This is a genomic window from Oscillatoria salina IIICB1, from assembly GCF_020144665.1.
Taxonomy (GTDB): domain Bacteria; phylum Cyanobacteriota; class Cyanobacteriia; order Cyanobacteriales; family SIO1D9; genus IIICB1.
Map to the genome: position 1 here is coordinate 50,190 of NZ_JAAHBQ010000016.1, position 18,102 is coordinate 68,291.

Below are 18,102 nucleotides of genomic sequence, written 5' to 3' on the forward strand. Positions count from 1 at the left end.
TTATCGAAAGAATAACGACTCTTACTTCTCCTCGATAATTTAGCCATTTTGAAGACTAAGGTAGCTGCTTTTAATTACTTAAACGGAATAAGTGTCCATCACATTAATACATATTATTCAAACATATGTCAATATTCAACATTATCCGGTAATTAACCGATCGCCTGAATCAAATTCGCCAGCAACAACGAGAAAGTTTGCTAGCGATCGCAGATGTGGAAGCGGTAGTGCCGCAAGTGTTAAATGGAAGCAAATTCACAGGGAAGAGAATTTGTCAAGAAATTAATTCCCAATTCGGGTTGAAATTTAGCCGAGCAAGCCGATCGGCTAGTATTGGCGAAGTTACGACAAAAAGAGGCGATCGAGGCGTTTTCAGGTTCCTTCGAGCGAAAATATTGCCAACAAATGCTAGTTTAGTCACTATATGAGTGATTAGGCAAAAAAAATATAGAGATTCTTCTGGATATGCAGAAACGTCAGATAACCTAGATGGGGAAATAACTAAGATTAGGAGGTTATATCCAAGATGGAAGGAGGTTCTTTGGTGGAAGATCGCGATTATACCCTAATTATTGACAAAAGTGGCAGTATGTCCACTCAAGACCAGCCAGGAGGTAAAAGTCGCTGGCAGGCTGTACAAGAGTCTACGCTGGCGTTAGCGAGAAAGTGCGAACAGTTTGACCCGGATGGGATTACAGTTTATTTGTTTTCTGGGCGGTTCAGACGTTACGATAATGTGACTTCGGATAAGGTTTCTCAAGTTTTTGCGGAAAACGATCCGATGGGGCGTACCGATCTGGCTTCGGTGTTACAAGATGCTTTGAATAATTATTTTCAGCGTAAGGCAGCAGGACAAACGAAGCCGAATGGAGAAACAATTTTAGTGATTACTGATGGGGAACCTGACGATCGCAAAGCGGTGATGCGGACGATTATTGAGGCTTCGCGTCAAATCGATCGCGATGAGGAGTTGGGTATTTCTCTGATTCAGGTTGGTACAGATAAAATGGCAACTGAGTTTCTCAAGGCTTTGGATGACCAGTTACAAAGTGCGGGGGCGGCTTTCGATATTGTCGATACGATTACGATGGATGATATGGAAGAGGTGACTCTGGCTGAGGTTTTGCTGAATGCTGTTATTGATTAATTGGATTAAGAGATAGTAGCCCGCTAGATGCACAAAGCCCGCCTACGCGGGCTAATTCGATCTCTAGACAATGATTTACTTTGTAGTATAATATTACAAGTAATACTACAAAGTTGGTTTCAGATGATTTACTTAAATTTTTGGTTCAAAGATTAGAGTTGCGAGCAAGGAGGAGATGAAGAGTCAGTCGCTAGATGTAGAGGAATGAGTGTTGATTACCACACATTTAGTGTTGATGGCAACCCAAGATAGTAAAATTTAACCAAAATTTACTTTCCGGCTGGAAAATCATGCCTAAGAGAGCATCATTTTTGTGGTCAGGAATATTAGGATATAAGGGTGAGCGAACTGTACTATCCCTTACATTCTCTAAAGTTAGGTCACTGGTTCAAACTAATTTGCGGAGCCAGTTTCCAACACCTCCCTGCGGTGCGTAGTCTCACCTTAGCTTATACCTTAGCGGGTGCTGACTGTATTGATGTAGCGGCAGATCCTGCGGCGATCGCGGCGGCGAAGGAGGCGCTAGCGGTTGCTGAGAAGTTTGCCGAAGCTGCTACTGCAAGGGGGTTTGGCTATCGTAGCTTGCCTTGGCTGATGGTCAGTTTAAACGATGGGGAAGATCCTCATTTTCGCAAAGCAGAATTTGACTCAACTCAATGTCCGCCAGAATGTTCGCGTCCCTGTCAGCAAATTTGTCCGGCAGAGGCGATTAGCGATTTGGATCGGGCTAAATTTGGAGTCATTGACGAACGCTGTTACGGTTGCGGTAGGTGTATTCCTGTCTGTCCAGAGGGGTTGATTTTTGCACGCTCTTATGTATATACGCCAGAGGCGATCGCGCCATTAATTCTGGAGTCGGGAATTGATGCGATTGAAATTCATACCCAAGTAGGACACGAACAAGATTTCCAGAGAATTTGGCAAGCGATCGCACCTTGGGTAGATCGACTTAAGTTGCTAGCAATTAGCTGTCCCGATGGTGCAAATTTAGAGGATTATTTACACTTTCTCTATGCAGTAATTTCGCCTTTACCTTGTCCGTTAATTTGGCAAACCGATGGTCGTCCGATGAGTGGCGACATTGGCAAAGGTACGACTAGCGCCTCAATTAAATTAGCGCAAAAAGTCCTCCAAACCAAATTACCAGGATACATTCAGCTTGCGGGCGGAACGAACAATCATACCGTTACCAAGTTAGCCAAAGCTGGGCTTTTAAACAGCAGAGAAAGACTTAACTTTGAGGGGGAAACTACTCAGAGTTTCCAGTCGAATTGGGGAGTAAATTTACAAGCAAAACTTGATTTTTCTTCTCATCAGATAGCAGGAGTTGCTTATGGAAGTTACGCACGATCGCGGCTTGCACCAATTCTCGATCGTTTAGAAAAAGGCGATCGGCAAACCAACGAGGCTAATTCAGCTTATCCTCTACCTAAATTAGAAAATGACCCTAATTTGCTTTGGCAAGCTGTGATGTTAGCACATTCTCTCGTGTCTCAAGTTAAATCTTTTTCCGCAAACCCTTTACCCATTCACTAAAAACATGATCGACATTACTTACTGCACTATTTTCCCTTAACTAAGGCTCAATTCTCACAACTGATAACTAACCCCTAAAAATTGACTAATCCAATTTGTAATGGTGAACCCCAAGAAGATCGATTTTCGAGAACAACAGGTGTTAGCTTCTGAAACATCCTCAACTGTGCAGAAAAACAATCAGACAACCAGAAGAACGGAAGTAACTGATAATCTCGACCAATTACTAGCAATTCTGCCAGCAAAAATTCGTACGGTATTAGAAAAACATCCTAAACGAGATAACTTAATCGAAGTAGTCATGGATTTAGGAAGACTACCCGAAGCTCGTTTTCCCGATCGCGCGGAGTACCTGACTCAAACACCTATTTCTCACGAAGATTTGCAATATTCCATCGAGAGAGTCGGCATCTTTAGTGGTGATAATCGGGCTGGTATCGAACGTACTTTGCACCGCATTAGCGCGATGCGAAACCGCACTGGAGAGATTATTGGTTTAACCTGTCGCATAGGTCGAGCGGTTTTTGGCACAATTGGCATGATTCGGGATTTGGTAGAAACCGGACAGTCAATTTTACTTTTAGGTCGTCCCGGTGTCGGCAAAACTACAGCTTTGCGGGAAATTGCCAGAGTTTTAGCCGACGATCTCGAAAAAAGAGTCGTAATTATCGACACTTCCAACGAAATTGCTGGTGATGGTGATATTCCTCATCCAGCGATCGGTCGTGCAAGAAGAATGCAAGTTGCTCGTCCGGAATTACAACATCAAGTGATGATCGAGGCAGTGGAAAATCATATGCCGGAAGTAATCGTCATTGATGAGATCGGTACAGAATTAGAAGCTCTTGCTGCCAGAACCATAGCCGAACGAGGCGTACAATTAGTGGGTACGGCTCACGGCAATCAAATCGAAAATTTAATCAAGAATCCTACTTTATCAGATCTAGTAGGCGGGATTCAAGCTGTTACCCTCGGAGACGACGAAGCCAGACGGCGGGGTTCTCAAAAGACTGTTTTAGAACGTAAAGCACCGCCAACATTTGAAATTGCCATTGAAATGCAAGAGCGACAAACTTGGATTGTGCATCCTGATGTGTCGCAAACCGTCGATCTCTTGTTGCGGGGAAAAGAGCCACAACCCCAATTGAGAACGGTTAACGATCGAGGTGAGATAGAAGTTAAAGAGTTAGAGAGATTTTCCGGTTCTCGACAAGAGCGATCGCTTCCTGCAACTGCACCACTGGGTACGCGTATTTCCGCACCCGAACAACCAGTCGGCTGGCGAGCATCAGGACGAATGCAGCCTGTACCCAGTTCGACGAAAACGCGCTATGCTGCACCTAGTAACGATTTTGAGCGGATGCTCGATAAATCTTGGCATCAGCAAGAAGCACTGGGCGAGAAAATCCGGACTCCCGGACCCAACGGCGAAGATTTGCCCGTGTATATCTATCCTTACGGCATCAGCCGCAATCTCCTCGACCAAGTAATCGAGATTTTAAATTTGCCTGTAGTCTTGACAAAAGACCTAGAAAATGCTGATGCAATTTTAGCTTTGCGATCGCACATCAAACATCACTCGAAACTCAAGCAAATGGCGAAACACCGCCAACTGCCAATTCATGCAGTCAAATCAGGCAATACCGCTCAGATTACTCGTGCTTTGCGGCGTTTACTGAATATGGACGACCCCCGCACGCCTGAAGCCGTCGATTTACGCTTATTTACCCAAAGTGGTAACGACGACGAAATCGAAGCCTTAGAAGAAGCCAGACTAGCCGTAGAGCAAATTGTCATTCCCAACGGACAGCCAGTAGAATTATTACCGCGATCGGCAAAAGTCCGCAAGATGCAGCACGAGCTAGTCGAACATTATCGCCTGAAATCTGATAGTTTCGGCGAAGAACCTAATCGACGACTGCGAATTTATCCAGCTTGATTGATTAATCATAATTGAGGAAGGAGCATAAACAAAGAAAAAATGTTCTCCTTCCTCAATTACTGTTAATTGGTGTAAAACTTTACTGATTTTATTGCCAATTATCAACTCGATTTAAGTTGGGATTAGCCAAGAGCAACAAAAATTTGGTAGCCTATCTGAATAAGTTTGGGAACGGTGAACAAGCGTGGATATTATAATCGGTAGGGGTAAAAAGGCTCGGAGAGCCTACGGAATAGATGAAATTGCTTTAGTTCCGGGACAGCGAACCTTAGACCCTAGTTTGGCAGATACACGCTGGCAAATAGGGGGCATTGAGCGCGACATTCCCATTATTGCTAGTGCAATGGATAGTGTGGTTGACGCACGCATGGCAGTTTTGCTGTCAGAGTTGGGAGCATTGGGCGTTTTGAATTTAGAAGGAATTCAAACTCGCTATCCCAATCCAAAACCAATTTTAGACCGCATTGCCTCGGTTGGGAAGGATGAGTTTGTGGGTTTGATGCAGGAACTTTATAGCGAACCCATTAAACCAGAATTAATTCAACAGCGCGTTAAGGAAATTAAGGATAAAGGTGGTATCGCTGCGGTTAGTGCGACACCTGCGGGCGCGTCAAAGTTTGGCGAAACTGTAGCTGAAGCAGGGGCGGATTTATTTTTTGTCCAAGCTACAGTAGTTTCGACAGCGCATTTATCGCCGGAGTCGATAACACCGCTAGACTTAGCTCAATTTTGCCAGGAAATGCCGATACCTGTGGTTTTGGGTAACTGCGTTACTTATGAAGTCGCTTTGAATTTGATGAAAGCAGGCGCGGCTGCTATCTTAGTCGGTATTGGTCCGGGGGCTGCTTGTACTTCTCGCGGCGTTTTGGGTGTAGGAGTACCACAACCGACAGCGATCGCTGATTGTGCTGCAGCACGAGACGACTATAATGCAGAAACAGGTAATTATGTCCCGGTTATTGCTGATGGCGGGATTGTCACTGGTGGCGATATTTGTAAGTGTATCGCTTGTGGTGCAGATGCGGTCATGATTGGTTCTCCCATCGCTCGTGCGAAAGAAGCCCCAGGCAGAGATTATCATTGGGGTATGGCGACACCTAGCCCAGTTTTACCTCGCGGTACTCGCATCAAGGTTGGTTCCACTGGTACTCTTAAAGAAATTCTGCGCGGTCCAGCTAAATTGGACGATGGTACGCACAATCTTTTAGGTGCTTTACAAACCAGTATGGGAACTTTAGGCGCGAAAAATCTCCAAGAAATGCAACAAGTTGAAGTTGTAATTGCTCCTTCTTTACTAACAGAAGGTAAGGTTTATCAAAAGGCGCAACAATTAGGTATGGGTAAGTAATTTTTTAGGTGGGTATTGCCCACCTATTTGCTTTTTTTGCGTTTACCTTTTTTATATTCACGTGGTATACCTCCTGTACCTCTTAAAAAGTTACCAAAATCTGTACTTCTCCCGTTATGATCGTAATTATTTTTCCCAAAAGCATTATCTAACTTATCTTTATATTCTTGATATTCTTTTGGCACAGAACCTTCTAAAATAATAAAAGCTTTGCTCAAATAATTAGATTGATTAAGATATTTGTTTTTATTCAAAAATTGCTGAAAATATTTACTTGTATTAATTACTTGCTCAACAGCATCTCCTAGCTTACCACTACGTTTTAATTCTACAAAGCAAATTATTCTCCGATCTTCTTTAGCATAAAAAACAAGCAAATCGCAAATTCTTGTCTTCTCTTTGTTCATTCCTAATAATTGTCGCAATTTACACTGAGTATTTACTTGGTCATCTATCGAGAAAAAAAGAATTGTTTCTCCACTTTCTGGCTGAATGTTAATTGAAACACCTTCTTCTTTGAAACTTGTTTTACCAGGAAGCAAACATCCACTTAACATTAAAATATCAAAACACACAGTTTCTTCAACAACTTTAAAGTATTAACAATCTAAGAGAAAATGTGGGAAATATCATCAGAAACATCAGCAAAACTACCCCAATCTATTCTTCCTTTTTCGCCTAAAATGTTTTTGGCTGTCCCGTCTTCAAATAAGTAAACCGATACCTTTTCTTGTGGAATGAAAGCTTCTGTACGTTCTAAATAAAAACGTTCTTTGATACTTTCTTTATCTTCACATCTAGCAGCTTGCATTAAATTGGATAAATGATCGACAATATAAGGACTATGAGTAGTTATTAATACATTTAGTCCAGCCTCTACTAACGTGGCTAAAAATTCAATTATTTCAACTTGAGCCGCCGGATGTAAGTTCATTTCCGGCTCATCAATAATTATTAATTCATTGGGTTCAGCTAGATAACGTAAGCAAAGAACTAAGGGAGCAAGTTCCTTTACCATTGAGGAAACAATTGGCATTTCTAACTTATAATTTTCTGATACTTCAAAAAGCAATTCTTTCTGTAATCCTGAGCTATCAAAATCTACTTTTCCTTGTAAAATTTCCTTTTCTAATAGTTGAGAAAGTTGTATGTATTTATAAATTATTTGATGGTTTTTCCCTAACTTTTCTCGTTCTAGCTTATTTCCGTTTAAAATTCGATGAATAATTCTTAAAAAATATCTTACTGGTTGATAAACTAAATATTTTGTATTTTGCCGCTTTTGTTCTTCAATTGCTGCTTGAGCAGTGGTCGCATTAAAGTTTTGAAAAGGTAAGGTAATAAATGTAGTTCTTTCTGTCGGAAATATATACAGTTGTTTAAACAAAGAATTATGAATCGCTTGAAATATCACATTGTATATAAAGCTAATAAGAATTTGTTTGGGAAGCTTTTGGAGAATTTCTCGATCCGAATTAGTAGAAATCCTATAAAAATAAAGAGTATAATCGTCGGATTCTTTTAAACTATTTAGTAAAGAAAAATTTTCTTTTGAGTCAGGAGAAATTTTTGAATCTATACTTAAATTATAAACTGCTTGTTTTAACTTTTGTTTGGTATCCTGTAAATCAAAACTAACCTTTAATTTTTGAAAATTTGCTCGTTCGGTAGCCAAAAAATTATTCATCCAATTAGGTGTCAACTTGGCTAATTCGTTGAAGTATATTTCTGCGTATTTATCTACAAAATCAACTAAATTAATTTGAGCATTACCTTCATTTATTATTTGTTCAATAGCAGTATCAATAGGTGGGTAAAGTTGCTGAGTTATATTTTTATTTTCAAGATATGTTGTTAAATACTGTTCATATCCGTAAGAACTAAAAATGGATGCTAAAGTGTAAGCTGTCCAAGTTTTTCCAGTGCCATTATGACCAATAAACACTGTAAGAGGCTTTAAATCTATCTCAGCTTTTTCGATAACGCCTAAGTTACAAATTTTTATTTTCATGGCAATTTTTTAACTTAGCTGAGTGAAAAATAAATAATTTACTGTTTTCAGTTTACCAGTTTTGATGGGTGGGCAATGCCCACCTTGAATTCATTTTTTAACGTTGGGCTAATTGCGGGGTTTTTCCCAATAATCCTGTCATCAATCTTAGGGAATAGATTTTGAGAGGATGAATGTGATTCATTAGCCACAAACCGAAGCGACGGAGGGTGACAATAGGAAAAAGGTTATTAGAAAAAATTCGGTCTAAAAAGTCAGTAAAGCCGAGAATAGTAAGATTTTCTAGTTTGCGCCAGCGTTCGTAGCGTTTGAGGATGCGAATATCACCAATATCCTCACCTCGATTGTAAGCTTCGCGCAAGATTTGAGCAAGGGCGGCTGCGTCGCGAATACCGAGGTTTAAACCTTGTCCCCCGACGGGATGACAACAGTGGGCTGCGTCGCCAATTAAGGCTAATCTAGGTTTAATGTAGCGATCGCTCTGCATCAATTGTACGGGAAACAAATAGCGATCGCTGCTCAATTCAATTTCTCCAAGTAAACCAGCCAGACGCTGTTCTAATTTTGCCAGAAATTCGTCTGCGGGTAGTTCTTGTAAAATTTTCGCTTCTGCGTGGGGAGATGTCCAGACTATCTGACAACGGTTTCCTGGTAAAGGTAAGACTCCCATTGGACCGCTATACCAAAAGCGCTCGAAAGCAGTATCATTAGTTGGGGCTGAATGTTTAATCGTAAATGTGACGCAAGATTGCCAATACTTCCAGCCGTGAGTTTGGATACCAGCTTGAGTACGAATTTGCGATCGCTTCCCATCAGCACCCACCAGTAAACGCGATCGCAGTTTGCGGATCTCTCCGTTTAATTTTACTTCAATTTCGACATCTGATTCGTGATAATCAACTTTGATTACTTCTGCCGGAGATAACCAAGTAATATTGTCGCATTCCGCCGTAAACTGTTGCAGAGAAGACAAAACTGTGCCATGTTCAGCAACATAACCCAGTGCATTTGTCTTTAAATCGGACAACTGGAACTTGACAATTTCCGGATAATCTGCATCCGACAAGCGAATATTGCGAAACTGGGCAATTTTGGGTAAGATATCATCCCAAACACCAATCCCAGTCAAAATTCTCCCCGAAAGTAACGAAAGAGCATAAGCTTGCTTACGTGCAGTGGCTACTTCTTGGGGTAACGCTTCAATAATAACTACTTTTAAGCCAGAATCCTGCAACGCAGCCGCAAAAGTAGTTCCCACAATCGAGCCACCAGCGATCGCCACATCATAATCTAAGTTTACGGTCGTCGTTTCTCTTTCGGGAGTTAACTGATTTAAAATCATTTTTGGCTAAATAGCAAGTAAATGTTAGGAATATTTACTTTATTTTATCGCCCGATGGGATGGGCATTTTACTTCTGTATCTGATTATGTCATGCTGAGTGAAATTCTCAACGCAGTGAAGAATTGAGTGTTCGCGTAGCGTTCTCGTTGGCGTAGCCTTCCCGAAGGGTAGAGTAGCATCTCCAACATACTGGATGGAGAAGATTCTTCGCTTTAAAAGAATGACACTACTTTTCGCTCAGAATGACAATGTAAACTGACAATTGGGAAGCGATCGCCAAAAGGTTCTCAGTCTAAATTATGTCATGCTGAGGGAAATGGGTGAACGTAGTGAAGAATTGAGTGTTCGCGTAGCGTTCTCGTTGGCGTAGCCTTCCCGAAGGGTAGAGTAGCATCTCCAGCGCAATGTAGATTGTCCCTTCGTCTCAGGTGTGCTTGAGATTCTTCGCTTTAAAAGAATGACAGCATTTACTAGCCCGCGAAGGCGGGCTTCGTTCGTGTAGCCGCCCGTTTACGGGTGCGGCGAAGATTCTTAACAAATCTAGACAAAAATCCTCTCAATGAGGTATAGTAGAAAATTGTGAGTTTTTACAAAAGCCATGAAAGCCGAACAAGTCATTCGCTCAATAGAAGCAGAATACATCAAATCTGACTTACCCTCAATTAACGTGGGGGATACAGTACGCGTCGGAGTAAGAATTATTGAAGGGGGAAAGGAACGCGTACAGCCATTTGAAGGTACAGTAATCGCCATGCGTAATGGCGGAATTAATGAAACAATTACCGTTCGACGGATTTTCCAAGGTGTGGGAGTAGAAAGAGTCTTTCTGCTACATTCACCGAGAATTCAATCAGTAAAAGTAGTTCGTAGAGGTAAAGTACGTCGAGCCAAATTATATTATTTACGCGATCGCATTGGTAAAGCAACCCGCATTAAACAACGTTTCGACCGCCCAATTTAAACTAGAGAGCGGCGGAGTCTCCTGCAAAAGTTACCCTTTTGCGTTAAACTGGATCGAAGAAAAGCTCCGCCTCACGTTATAATAAAAAAGTATGCGCTCTTAGTTCAGTTGGTAGAACGCAGGTCTCCAAAACCTGATGTCGGGGGTTCAAGTCCTCCAGGGCGCGTTCTCATCTCAACCAAAAGGCTGTACCCGAAAAGAGCAAACCAGTGACGCGAAACCCAAGCGTACCAAACTACGCTTTTCCTAGCCAAATCAAGATTCGGGTAAGCTGTTGAGTGTGAGTAAAAATAAAACTTAAAGGTAGAAAATTACTTCGCCTTTAAATGAACTTTTTGGGGGAGGGTAGTAACAGTGGCAAAGAAAAATGCAACTAAAAAAGAAAATACAGAAACCAAAGACAGCAAAGAGGGCTTAGGCAATATGAGTTTCGTCAAAGAAACTCAAGAAGAACTTGCCAAAGTCGTTTGGCCTAGCCGACAACAATTGATTGGGGAATCGGCGGCAGTAATGCTAATGGTAACACTAGTGGCAACAATTATTTATTTAGTCGATAACTTCTTCGCATGGGCAGCAGGGAAGGTGTTTTAAAATGAGTTTTGCAGCAGAATATCCAGACGAAGAAAATCTTGAGCAACAAGAAAAACGACAGAAAGCTCGTTGGTATGCAGTGCAGGTAGCTTCAGGCTGTGAAAAGCGCGTGAAGGCAAACCTAGAAATGCGTATTCGCACGCTGGATGTAGCTGACAGAGTTCTCCAAGTACAAATTCCCCAAATGCCAACCGTGAAAATCCGGAAAGATGGCAGTCGCCAACATAGCGAAGAAAAAGTCTTTCCCGGTTACGTCCTAGTCAGAATGGTAATGGACGATGAAAGTTGGCAGGTTGTCAAAAACACCCCAAATGTGATTAACTTTGTAGGTGCTGAACAAAAACGTCGCTACGGACGAGGGCGCGGTCACGTAAAACCTGTTCCTCTCAGTCCGGGAGAAGTCGAGCGCATTTTCAGACAAACTACCGAGCGAGAACCAATCGTCAAAATCGATATGGCAGTGGGAGACAAAATTTCCGTACTCTCTGGACCCTTTAAAGATTTTCAAGGTGAGGTCATTGAAGTTAGTCCGGAAAGAAGTAAACTGAAAGCTCTGCTGTCTATCTTTGGGCGCGATACGCCAGTAGAATTAGAGTTTAACCAAGTTGAGAAACAAAGCTAGCAATGGCAAAGAAAGTAGTTGCCCTGATTAAATTGGCTCTTCCGGCAGGAAAAGCCAATCCAGCGCCGCCTGTGGGACCTGCCCTAGGTCAACATGGCGTAAATATCATGGCTTTTTGTAAAGAATACAACGCGAAGACTGCTGACCAAGCAGGAATGGTGATTCCGGTAGAAATTTCGGTTTTTGAAGACCGCAGTTTTACCTTTATCCTAAAAACGCCACCAGCGTCAGTATTGATTCGCAAAGCTGCCGGAGTAGAAAAAGGCGCTAGTGAACCGAATAAGCAGAACGTGGGTAAGATAACTCGCGACCAATTGAGGGAAATAGCGCAAACTAAAATGCCCGATTTGAATGCTAACGATATCGAAGCAGCAATGAAGATTGTGGCAGGAACGGCGAAAAACATGGGCGTGAAAATCGAAGACTAAAATAATTTAACTAGGGGAGAGGCTGCGGCTTCGTTATTTACCCAAGGAGAAAAAAATGGCAAAAAAAATCTCGCGTCGAATGCAAGCGGCGCTGGAAAAAGTAGAACCACGAGCTTACGAACCACTACAAGCTCTCAATCTTTTAAAAGAAACAGCTACGGCTAAATTCGACGAAACAGCCGAAGCTCATATTCGTTTGGGAATTGACCCCAAATACACCGACCAACAGTTACGGACAACGGTTAGCTTCCCGAAAGGTACAGGTCAAGCTGTGCGGGTTGCCGTCATCGCTAGAGGCGAACAAGTACAGGAAGCAACTAACGCTGGTGCTGATGTGGTTGGTTCTGAAGAATTAATCGACGAAATCCAACAAGGACGAATGGATTTCGATATTGTGATCGCGACTCCAGACATGATGCCGAAAGTAGCTAAATTGGGGCGGCTTTTGGGTCCGAGAGGGATGATGCCTTCTCCGAAGGGAGGAACAGTTACTACTGACATTACTGATGCGATTGGCGCATTTAAAGCAGGTAAACAAGAATTCCGGGCTGACAGAACTGGGATCGTTCATGTTATGTTTGGAAAGGCATCATTCCCAGCAGAAGATTTGTTAGTCAATTTGAAGGCATTGCAGGAAGTTATCGATCGCAATCGTCCTTCTGGAGCTAAAGGTCGTTATTGGCGCAGTGTATATGTCTCGGCATCAATGGGACCTGCGATTGAAGTTGATATTAGCTCGCTGCGGGATCTAAAAACAACTGAAATTGCTGCTTAAGTGCTCATAACTCATAACTGAATAGGTTTAAGCCGAAGACAGCAGGAGCGAATAGCTTAATACCCTGCCGAGGTTGATACTCACAATTTCCCTTTCTGCTACAGCCGTAGTTTAGCTGTGGCAGAGTTAAGAAAGTGTGTTGCGTCAAGCACAACCCCGGCAAAAATGTCGGGGTTTTGTGTTGGGAAAACGAGTTGTTTAGCAACGAAGTAAAGACCTCCTGAGTAGTTATCAGCGAGCAGTTACCAACCCATTACCAAATAAACACAGGAGGTGAGTCAGAGTTGGGAAGAACGCGAGAAAACAAGGAAGCGGTAGTTGAGGATCTCAAGCAACTCTTGAGTGAATCGCAGCTAGCAGTAGTCATTGACTACCAAGGGCTGTCGGTAGCCGAAATTACCGATTTGCGAGATCGTCTGCGCCCCGCAGGTGCAATTTGTAAAATCACCAAAAATACGCTGATGCGGCGTGCGGTGGAAGGTGATGAAACCTGGCAGCCAATGAATGAATTTTTGGCTGGTAGTTCTGCCTTCTTACTGGTGAAAGACGATGTAGGTAGTGCGATTCGCGCTTACCAGGATTTTCAGAAAGCTACTAAGAAAACTGAGTTTCGCGGTGGCGTGATGCAGGGTCAAGCCCTGAATCAAGATCAGGTAAAAGCGATCGCGGATCTGCCTTCTAAGGAAGAACTGATTGGTCAAGTGGCTGGGGCGATTAATTCGATCGCTACTAAGCTGGCTGTCGGGATCAATGAAGTTCCTGCTTCTTTGGGACGGGGAATCAACGAGGTTCCTGGTTCTTTGGGCAGAGTTTTTGGGGCTTTGGCTCAAAAACAAGAACAAGACAAGGCTGCTTAAGCAGTTGATTGCCAATTGGCGCTTGAGCGTCGTTAAAGTTAACTAATTACCATCAAGGAGTTTAATTCATGTCTGCTACAACTGACGAAATTTTGGAAAAATTGAAATCTCTGACTTTGCTGGAAGCTTCTGAGCTTGTTAAGCAAATCGAGGACACATTCGGTGTAAGTGCTGCTGCTCCCTCTGGTGGGATGATGATGATGGCTCCCTCTGGGGGTGGTGGTGCTGCGGCTGCCGAAGAAGTCGAAGAGAAAACTGAATTTGACGTTATTCTCGAAGAGTTCCCGGCTGATAAGAAGATTGCAATCCTCAAAGTGGTACGCTCAATCACTGGCTTGGGCTTGAAAGAAGCTAAGGAAATGGTTGAATCTGCTCCTAAGCCGATTAAAGAAGCTGTCGCTAAGGAAGAAGCTGAGTCGGTTAAGAAACAGCTTGAAGAAGCTGGAGCGAAAGTCAGCGTTAAGTAAAATTCTTACTTTCGATAGTCTTTGTCAGGCATTCGCTGAGGATGCCTGATTTTTTTGTAAGATTAAGTGGTAATTCAATTCAGCGAAATTGGGTGCAAAATTTTTGTAGTTTCGATTGAGTGAAGTAGTCAGCGTGATTAGTGGCGATTGGGCTTCCGCCCAGCGCCCGATCGGGCGATCGCGAAAGTTAATTACTATGCAGAGCAAACTTATGAGTCCGAAAACTCCCAACCAATCATCAGATCGGGGTGTCTTATCTTTCCTAAAATATATCTTTTTGATTACTAAAGGTAGTATTACTTTAGTTTTTTTATTACTCTTGTTTGGTTTGTGGCAAACGGGATCTCGCTTTGTTAGTCAGGTTGGGACGATTTTTCATGCTGAACCGGCGAAACCCGAAATTGAACCGCCCACTCAAATTGTTAGTAAACTGCGCGGGGCTAGTGAATTAACGACTGCTGTTTTTGCTATGGAGGCTGTGGTTCCGGCTCGTCAAGACCGGAAATTAGGTAAAATTGTGGTTGGCTCGACGACGTTACTTTATATTGCTTATGGTGAAGTACGCGCTGGAGTCGATTTAAGTGAGTTGGAAACTGAAGATATTGCTGTCACTGATGAGCGAATTGAAGTTATCCTCCCGCCGCCACAGATTCTCGATAGTAAAATTGATGTTAATCGCTCTCGTGTTTATGACTATAATCGAGGTTTTTTAGGTTTGGGTCCTGATGTGGCACCAGAATTACAAACCTTAGCCCAACAAACTACTTTACAACGAATTGTTACGACTGCTTGCTCTGATGGGGTGCTAAAAGAAGCAAACGATCGCGCTCAATTGACAGTTACTCAGTTGTTAAGTACCACGGGCTATAAACAGGTTGAAGTGAAAACTTCTCCACCTTCTGTCCAAACTTGTCAACTTCCTCCATCTACTCCGGTTAACGAGCAATTTAACTCGGTGCATAATTAGTTAGTTTTTGAGTGGCGATCGCTAACTAATCAACAAATATTTTCTTTTACTACAAAATTAGGTCGCTGTCAACCCAAGTTCGGTAAATTTTAACTGACAACTAGGTTACGGATTTTCCCACTGATCCAAATCAGTTAACCTCGATATAGTTGAAGTAAGGAACAAAGTAAAGAAAAATTAAGCAGTATATTTAGGTTAAATATCTTCAACTATGTTTGAACATTTCACAGACAAAGCAATCAAAGCTATTATGTTAGCTCAGGAGGAAGCTCGGCGTACGGGGCACAATCTCGTCGGAAGCGAGCAAATTCTCCTGGGATTAATTGCTGAAGGAACTTCTAACGCAGCGAAAATCCTGAAAAAATTAGGTGTAACGCTGAAGGAAGCCCGCAAGAGAGTAGACGAATTGATTGGTAGAGGACCGGGTTATTCCCCAGTAAATATACCATTTACACCGAAAGCCAAGCGAATTTTCGATCAGTCACTCAGAGAAGCCCAACAACTAGGACATAATTTTATCGCGCCAGAACATTTATTGCTAGCGATCGCCAAGGAAACCGAAAGCGTAGCGACTAAAGTTTTGGAACAACTCGAAGTCAATCGAGCCGAAATTCGCCAGGAATTAATCAATTCCTCTACAGAAGAAAATACGGCCGCCGCCGCCACAATGGGTAGTAGGCAACAACCAGGTTCTTTCTTCGGTCCGGGGATGGGCAAAAAACCCACCTTAGAAGAATTTAGCATTAATTTGACCCAACGGGCAGCAGAAGGAAAAATCGATCCTGTAGTGGGACGGGAACGGGAAATCGAACGAACAGTACAAATATTAGGTCGTCGTACTAAGAATAACCCAGTTTTGATCGGAGAACCAGGAGTCGGGAAAACCGCGATCGCTGAAGGACTAGCTTTGCGAATTGTTTCTGGTGACGTTCCCGAGTTAATCCGCGATAAACAGGTAATTAGCTTGGACATGGGTTTACTCCTAGCCGGAACTCGTTTCCGAGGCGAATTTGAAGAACGTCTCAAAGCAGTTGTCGCCCAAGTGAAAGAAGCAGGTAATATTATCCTCGTAATCGACGAAATTCACAACCTCGTGGGTGCAGGTGCGATGGGAGGGGGAACCGATGCAGCAAATATGCTCAAACCTGCCTTAGCCAGAGGAGAATTGCAGTGTGTGGGAACGACTACCCTCGACGAATACCGCAAGCATATCGAACGAGATGCAGCATTAGAACGTCGCTTCCAACCTGTTAAAATTGGCGAACCTTCAGTTGAGGAAACATTTGAAATTCTCATCGGTTTGCGGGAAACTTATGAAGATTTCCACAAAGTGAGTATTACTCAAGAAGCCTTAGCCGCAGCCGCAAAATTATCTGACCGTTATATTAGCGATCGCTTCCTTCCCGATAAAGCAATTGACTTAATTGACGAAGCTGGTTCGCGGACTCATTTACGACATTCTCAGCGTCTCAAAGCCGAAGAAGTAGAAGAAGATCGAGAAGTTCCCATTGTTGACGAAGAAGCGATCGCCGAAATCGTTGCTTCTTGGACGGGAGTACCTGTTACTAAGCTAACCCGCCCAGAATCGGAGATGTTACTGCATCTCGAAGCCAACCTCCACGAACGTTTGATCGGTCAAGACGAAGCTGTCAAAGCAGTTTCTCGCGCCATTCGTCGTGCAAGAGTCGGTTTGAAAGATACCAATCGACCGATCGCGAGTGTCATTTTTTCCGGTCCAACTGGGGTAGGGAAAACCGAACTTGCCAAAGCTTTAGCCGCTTATCTGTTTGGTTCCGACGAAGCAATGATTCGCCTCGATATGTCGGAATTCATGGAACCACATACGATTTCTAAGTTGATTGGTTCGCCTCCAGGATATATCGGTTACGATGAAGGCGGTCAGTTAACCGAAGCAGTGCGACGCAGACCTTATACAGTGTTGTTGTTCGACGAAATTGAAAAAGCACACCCAGATGTGTTTAATTTGTTGCTACAACTGTTAGATGATGGTCGTCTGACTGACGCACAAGGTCGTCATGTTAACTTCAGCAACACCTTAGTAATTATGACCTCGAATATCGGTTCGAGAATTATTGAGAAAGGTGGTGGCGGATTTGGCTTTGAGTTCGCTGAAGACAAAGCGGAATCGCAGTATAATCAACTGCGAAATCGCGTCAACGACGAAATGAAGAATTATTTCCGTCCAGAGTTCCTCAACCGTCTCGATGAGATTATTGTCTTCCGTCAATTGACTAAGGATGAAGTTAAGCAGATCGCTGACAATATGTTAAGTGAAGTATGTTAAGTGAAGTTAGCGATCGCCTGAGCGAACAGCGATCGATTCATTTAGAAGTTACAGAAGCGTTTAAAGAGCGTGTCGTCAGTGAAGGTTACGATCCTAGTTACGGTGCAAGACCTTTGCGTCGGGCAATTATGGCACTGTTAGAAGATAGTATGGCAGAAGCCATTTTGTCGGGTGAAGTGGAAGATGGAGATACCGTACTGGTAGACCTCGACGAAGATGGTAACGTGAAAGTCAAAGGCTCGAAGCATTCCGATTTACTCCTGCAACCTGTCGGCTAACCACCTCATGAAAATCAAATAAATAAGATTAGATCCGCCTTCTAGCCATGCTAAAGGCGGATTATTTAATTTTCACCGAAGCGATCGCTATTATTGTTGCTAGAGATAGTTGAGTGCGATCGCCATTATTTAATTAAGAAAGACTGATTTCTAAGACGCGATCGCTACTTTGCTGGAACTACTAATAAGACAATTCCTTCTCTACCCACAACAGTTACTGGCTGACCGGGCTGTAGAATAGTAGGAATAAGATCGGGAGTAGTTTGGTAAAGCTTCGCGGGCCAATAGCTAGCACGAAACTTCGCTCGTCCCGGTCGATCGTGAGCGATCGCTACTTCTACACTTCCTACAGATGGTTCTGCAAACATTTCTACACCAGTGCTAGCAACTTCACTCATTGGTAAATACACTCCTGTTAGCTTAGATAAGTTAATCTCATTGATAGCTGCTCAGAATACCTTTTCGGTGTGATTTAAATCTCACTTCAGGCAAATCTTCGACACGGCGATCGCCTACTTTTTGCT

Annotated in this window: 17 protein-coding genes, 1 tRNA gene, 1 pseudogene and 1 other annotated feature; of the genes and pseudogenes, 15 read left to right on the forward strand and 4 right to left on the reverse strand. The window is 42.9% G+C overall.

Annotated features, from left to right (window positions below):
* Positions 1–91 precede the first annotated feature (91 nt).
* From G3T18_RS06385 to G3T18_RS06405, 5 genes are all read left to right on the forward strand, one after another.
* The gene (locus G3T18_RS06385) at positions 92–286 is read left to right on the forward strand and encodes a hypothetical protein (protein WP_224409705.1); all 195 of its coding nucleotides are present in this window, start codon (positions 92–94) and stop codon (positions 284–286) included.
* Positions 287–541: 255 nt separating this feature from the next.
* Positions 542–1,147 (forward strand): vWA domain-containing protein, encoded by a 606-nt coding sequence (locus tag G3T18_RS06390; protein ID WP_318013938.1) that lies wholly within the window; start codon positions 542–544, stop codon positions 1,145–1,147.
* 339 nt (positions 1,148–1,486) lie between these two features.
* Positions 1,487–2,683, forward strand: coding sequence for a circadian clock protein LdpA (gene ldpA / locus G3T18_RS06395; protein WP_224409707.1), 1,197 nt, complete (start codon positions 1,487–1,489; stop codon positions 2,681–2,683).
* Positions 2,684–2,783: 100 nt separating this feature from the next.
* Entirely contained in the window at positions 2,784–4,622 is a 1,839-nt protein-coding gene (locus tag G3T18_RS06400) for a R3H domain-containing nucleic acid-binding protein (RefSeq protein WP_224409708.1), read from the forward strand.
* 187 nt (positions 4,623–4,809) lie between these two features.
* On the forward strand, positions 4,810–5,973 hold the full coding sequence (locus G3T18_RS06405) for a GuaB3 family IMP dehydrogenase-related protein (RefSeq protein ID WP_224409709.1): 1,164 nt from the start codon (positions 4,810–4,812) through the stop codon (positions 5,971–5,973).
* A 23-nt stretch (positions 5,974–5,996) separates the two neighbouring features.
* Here the strand turns inward: G3T18_RS06405 and G3T18_RS06410 are convergent, their stop codons facing one another.
* The 3 genes from G3T18_RS06410 to G3T18_RS06420 form a co-directional block, all read right to left on the reverse strand.
* On the reverse strand, positions 5,997–6,548 hold the full coding sequence (locus tag G3T18_RS06410; protein WP_224409710.1) for a hypothetical protein: 552 nt from the start codon (positions 6,546–6,548) through the stop codon (positions 5,997–5,999).
* A 32-nt stretch (positions 6,549–6,580) separates the two neighbouring features.
* Complete coding sequence (locus tag G3T18_RS06415; RefSeq protein ID WP_224409711.1) at positions 6,581–7,984, reverse strand: AAA family ATPase; 1,404 nt, start codon at positions 7,982–7,984, stop codon at positions 6,581–6,583.
* A 97-nt stretch (positions 7,985–8,081) separates the two neighbouring features.
* The gene (locus tag G3T18_RS06420; protein ID WP_224409712.1) at positions 8,082–9,326 is read right to left on the reverse strand and encodes an FAD-dependent hydroxylase; all 1,245 of its coding nucleotides are present in this window, start codon (positions 9,324–9,326) and stop codon (positions 8,082–8,084) included.
* A 599-nt stretch (positions 9,327–9,925) separates the two neighbouring features.
* Here G3T18_RS06420 and rplS point away from each other — a divergent pair.
* From rplS to G3T18_RS06470, 10 genes and pseudogenes are all read left to right on the forward strand, one after another.
* Positions 9,926–10,288 carry a 50S ribosomal protein L19 gene (gene rplS, locus G3T18_RS06425; RefSeq protein ID WP_224409713.1) on the forward strand — a complete coding sequence of 121 codons (363 nt, stop codon included), beginning with the start codon at positions 9,926–9,928 and terminating at the stop codon, positions 10,286–10,288.
* Positions 10,289–10,381: 93 nt separating this feature from the next.
* Positions 10,382–10,454, forward strand: a tRNA-Trp gene (locus tag G3T18_RS06430).
* A 257-nt stretch (positions 10,455–10,711) separates the two neighbouring features.
* Entirely contained in the window at positions 10,712–10,879 is a 168-nt protein-coding gene (gene secE, locus G3T18_RS06435) for a preprotein translocase subunit SecE (RefSeq protein ID WP_224409735.1), read from the forward strand.
* A gap of 1 nt (position 10,880) precedes the next feature.
* Entirely contained in the window at positions 10,881–11,501 is a 621-nt protein-coding gene (gene nusG / locus G3T18_RS06440) for a transcription termination/antitermination protein NusG (protein WP_224409714.1), read from the forward strand.
* A 2-nt stretch (positions 11,502–11,503) separates the two neighbouring features.
* The gene (gene rplK / locus G3T18_RS06445; protein ID WP_224409715.1) at positions 11,504–11,929 is read left to right on the forward strand and encodes a 50S ribosomal protein L11; all 426 of its coding nucleotides are present in this window, start codon (positions 11,504–11,506) and stop codon (positions 11,927–11,929) included.
* 55 nt (positions 11,930–11,984) lie between these two features.
* Positions 11,985–12,704 carry a 50S ribosomal protein L1 gene (gene rplA, locus G3T18_RS06450; RefSeq protein WP_224409716.1) on the forward strand — a complete coding sequence of 240 codons (720 nt, stop codon included), beginning with the start codon at positions 11,985–11,987 and terminating at the stop codon, positions 12,702–12,704.
* A 14-nt stretch (positions 12,705–12,718) separates the two neighbouring features.
* Positions 12,719–12,893: a sequence feature (ribosomal protein L10 leader region), on the forward strand.
* Positions 12,894–12,988: 95 nt separating this feature from the next.
* Entirely contained in the window at positions 12,989–13,561 is a 573-nt protein-coding gene (gene rplJ / locus G3T18_RS06455; protein ID WP_224409717.1) for a 50S ribosomal protein L10, read from the forward strand.
* A 68-nt stretch (positions 13,562–13,629) separates the two neighbouring features.
* Positions 13,630–14,028 carry a 50S ribosomal protein L7/L12 gene (rplL, locus tag G3T18_RS06460; protein WP_224409718.1) on the forward strand — a complete coding sequence of 133 codons (399 nt, stop codon included), beginning with the start codon at positions 13,630–13,632 and terminating at the stop codon, positions 14,026–14,028.
* A 211-nt stretch (positions 14,029–14,239) separates the two neighbouring features.
* A complete protein-coding gene (locus tag G3T18_RS06465) occupies positions 14,240–14,995 on the forward strand; it encodes a DUF4230 domain-containing protein (protein ID WP_224409719.1) in 756 nt (251 codons plus the stop codon).
* A gap of 211 nt (positions 14,996–15,206) precedes the next feature.
* Positions 15,207–17,578: pseudogene (locus tag G3T18_RS06470) on the forward strand (ATP-dependent Clp protease ATP-binding subunit).
* Positions 17,579–17,742: 164 nt separating this feature from the next.
* Here G3T18_RS06470 and G3T18_RS06475 read toward each other — a convergent pair.
* The gene (locus tag G3T18_RS06475; RefSeq protein ID WP_224409720.1) at positions 17,743–17,976 is read right to left on the reverse strand and encodes an NfeD family protein; all 234 of its coding nucleotides are present in this window, start codon (positions 17,974–17,976) and stop codon (positions 17,743–17,745) included.
* Positions 17,977–18,102: the final 126 nt, after the last annotated feature.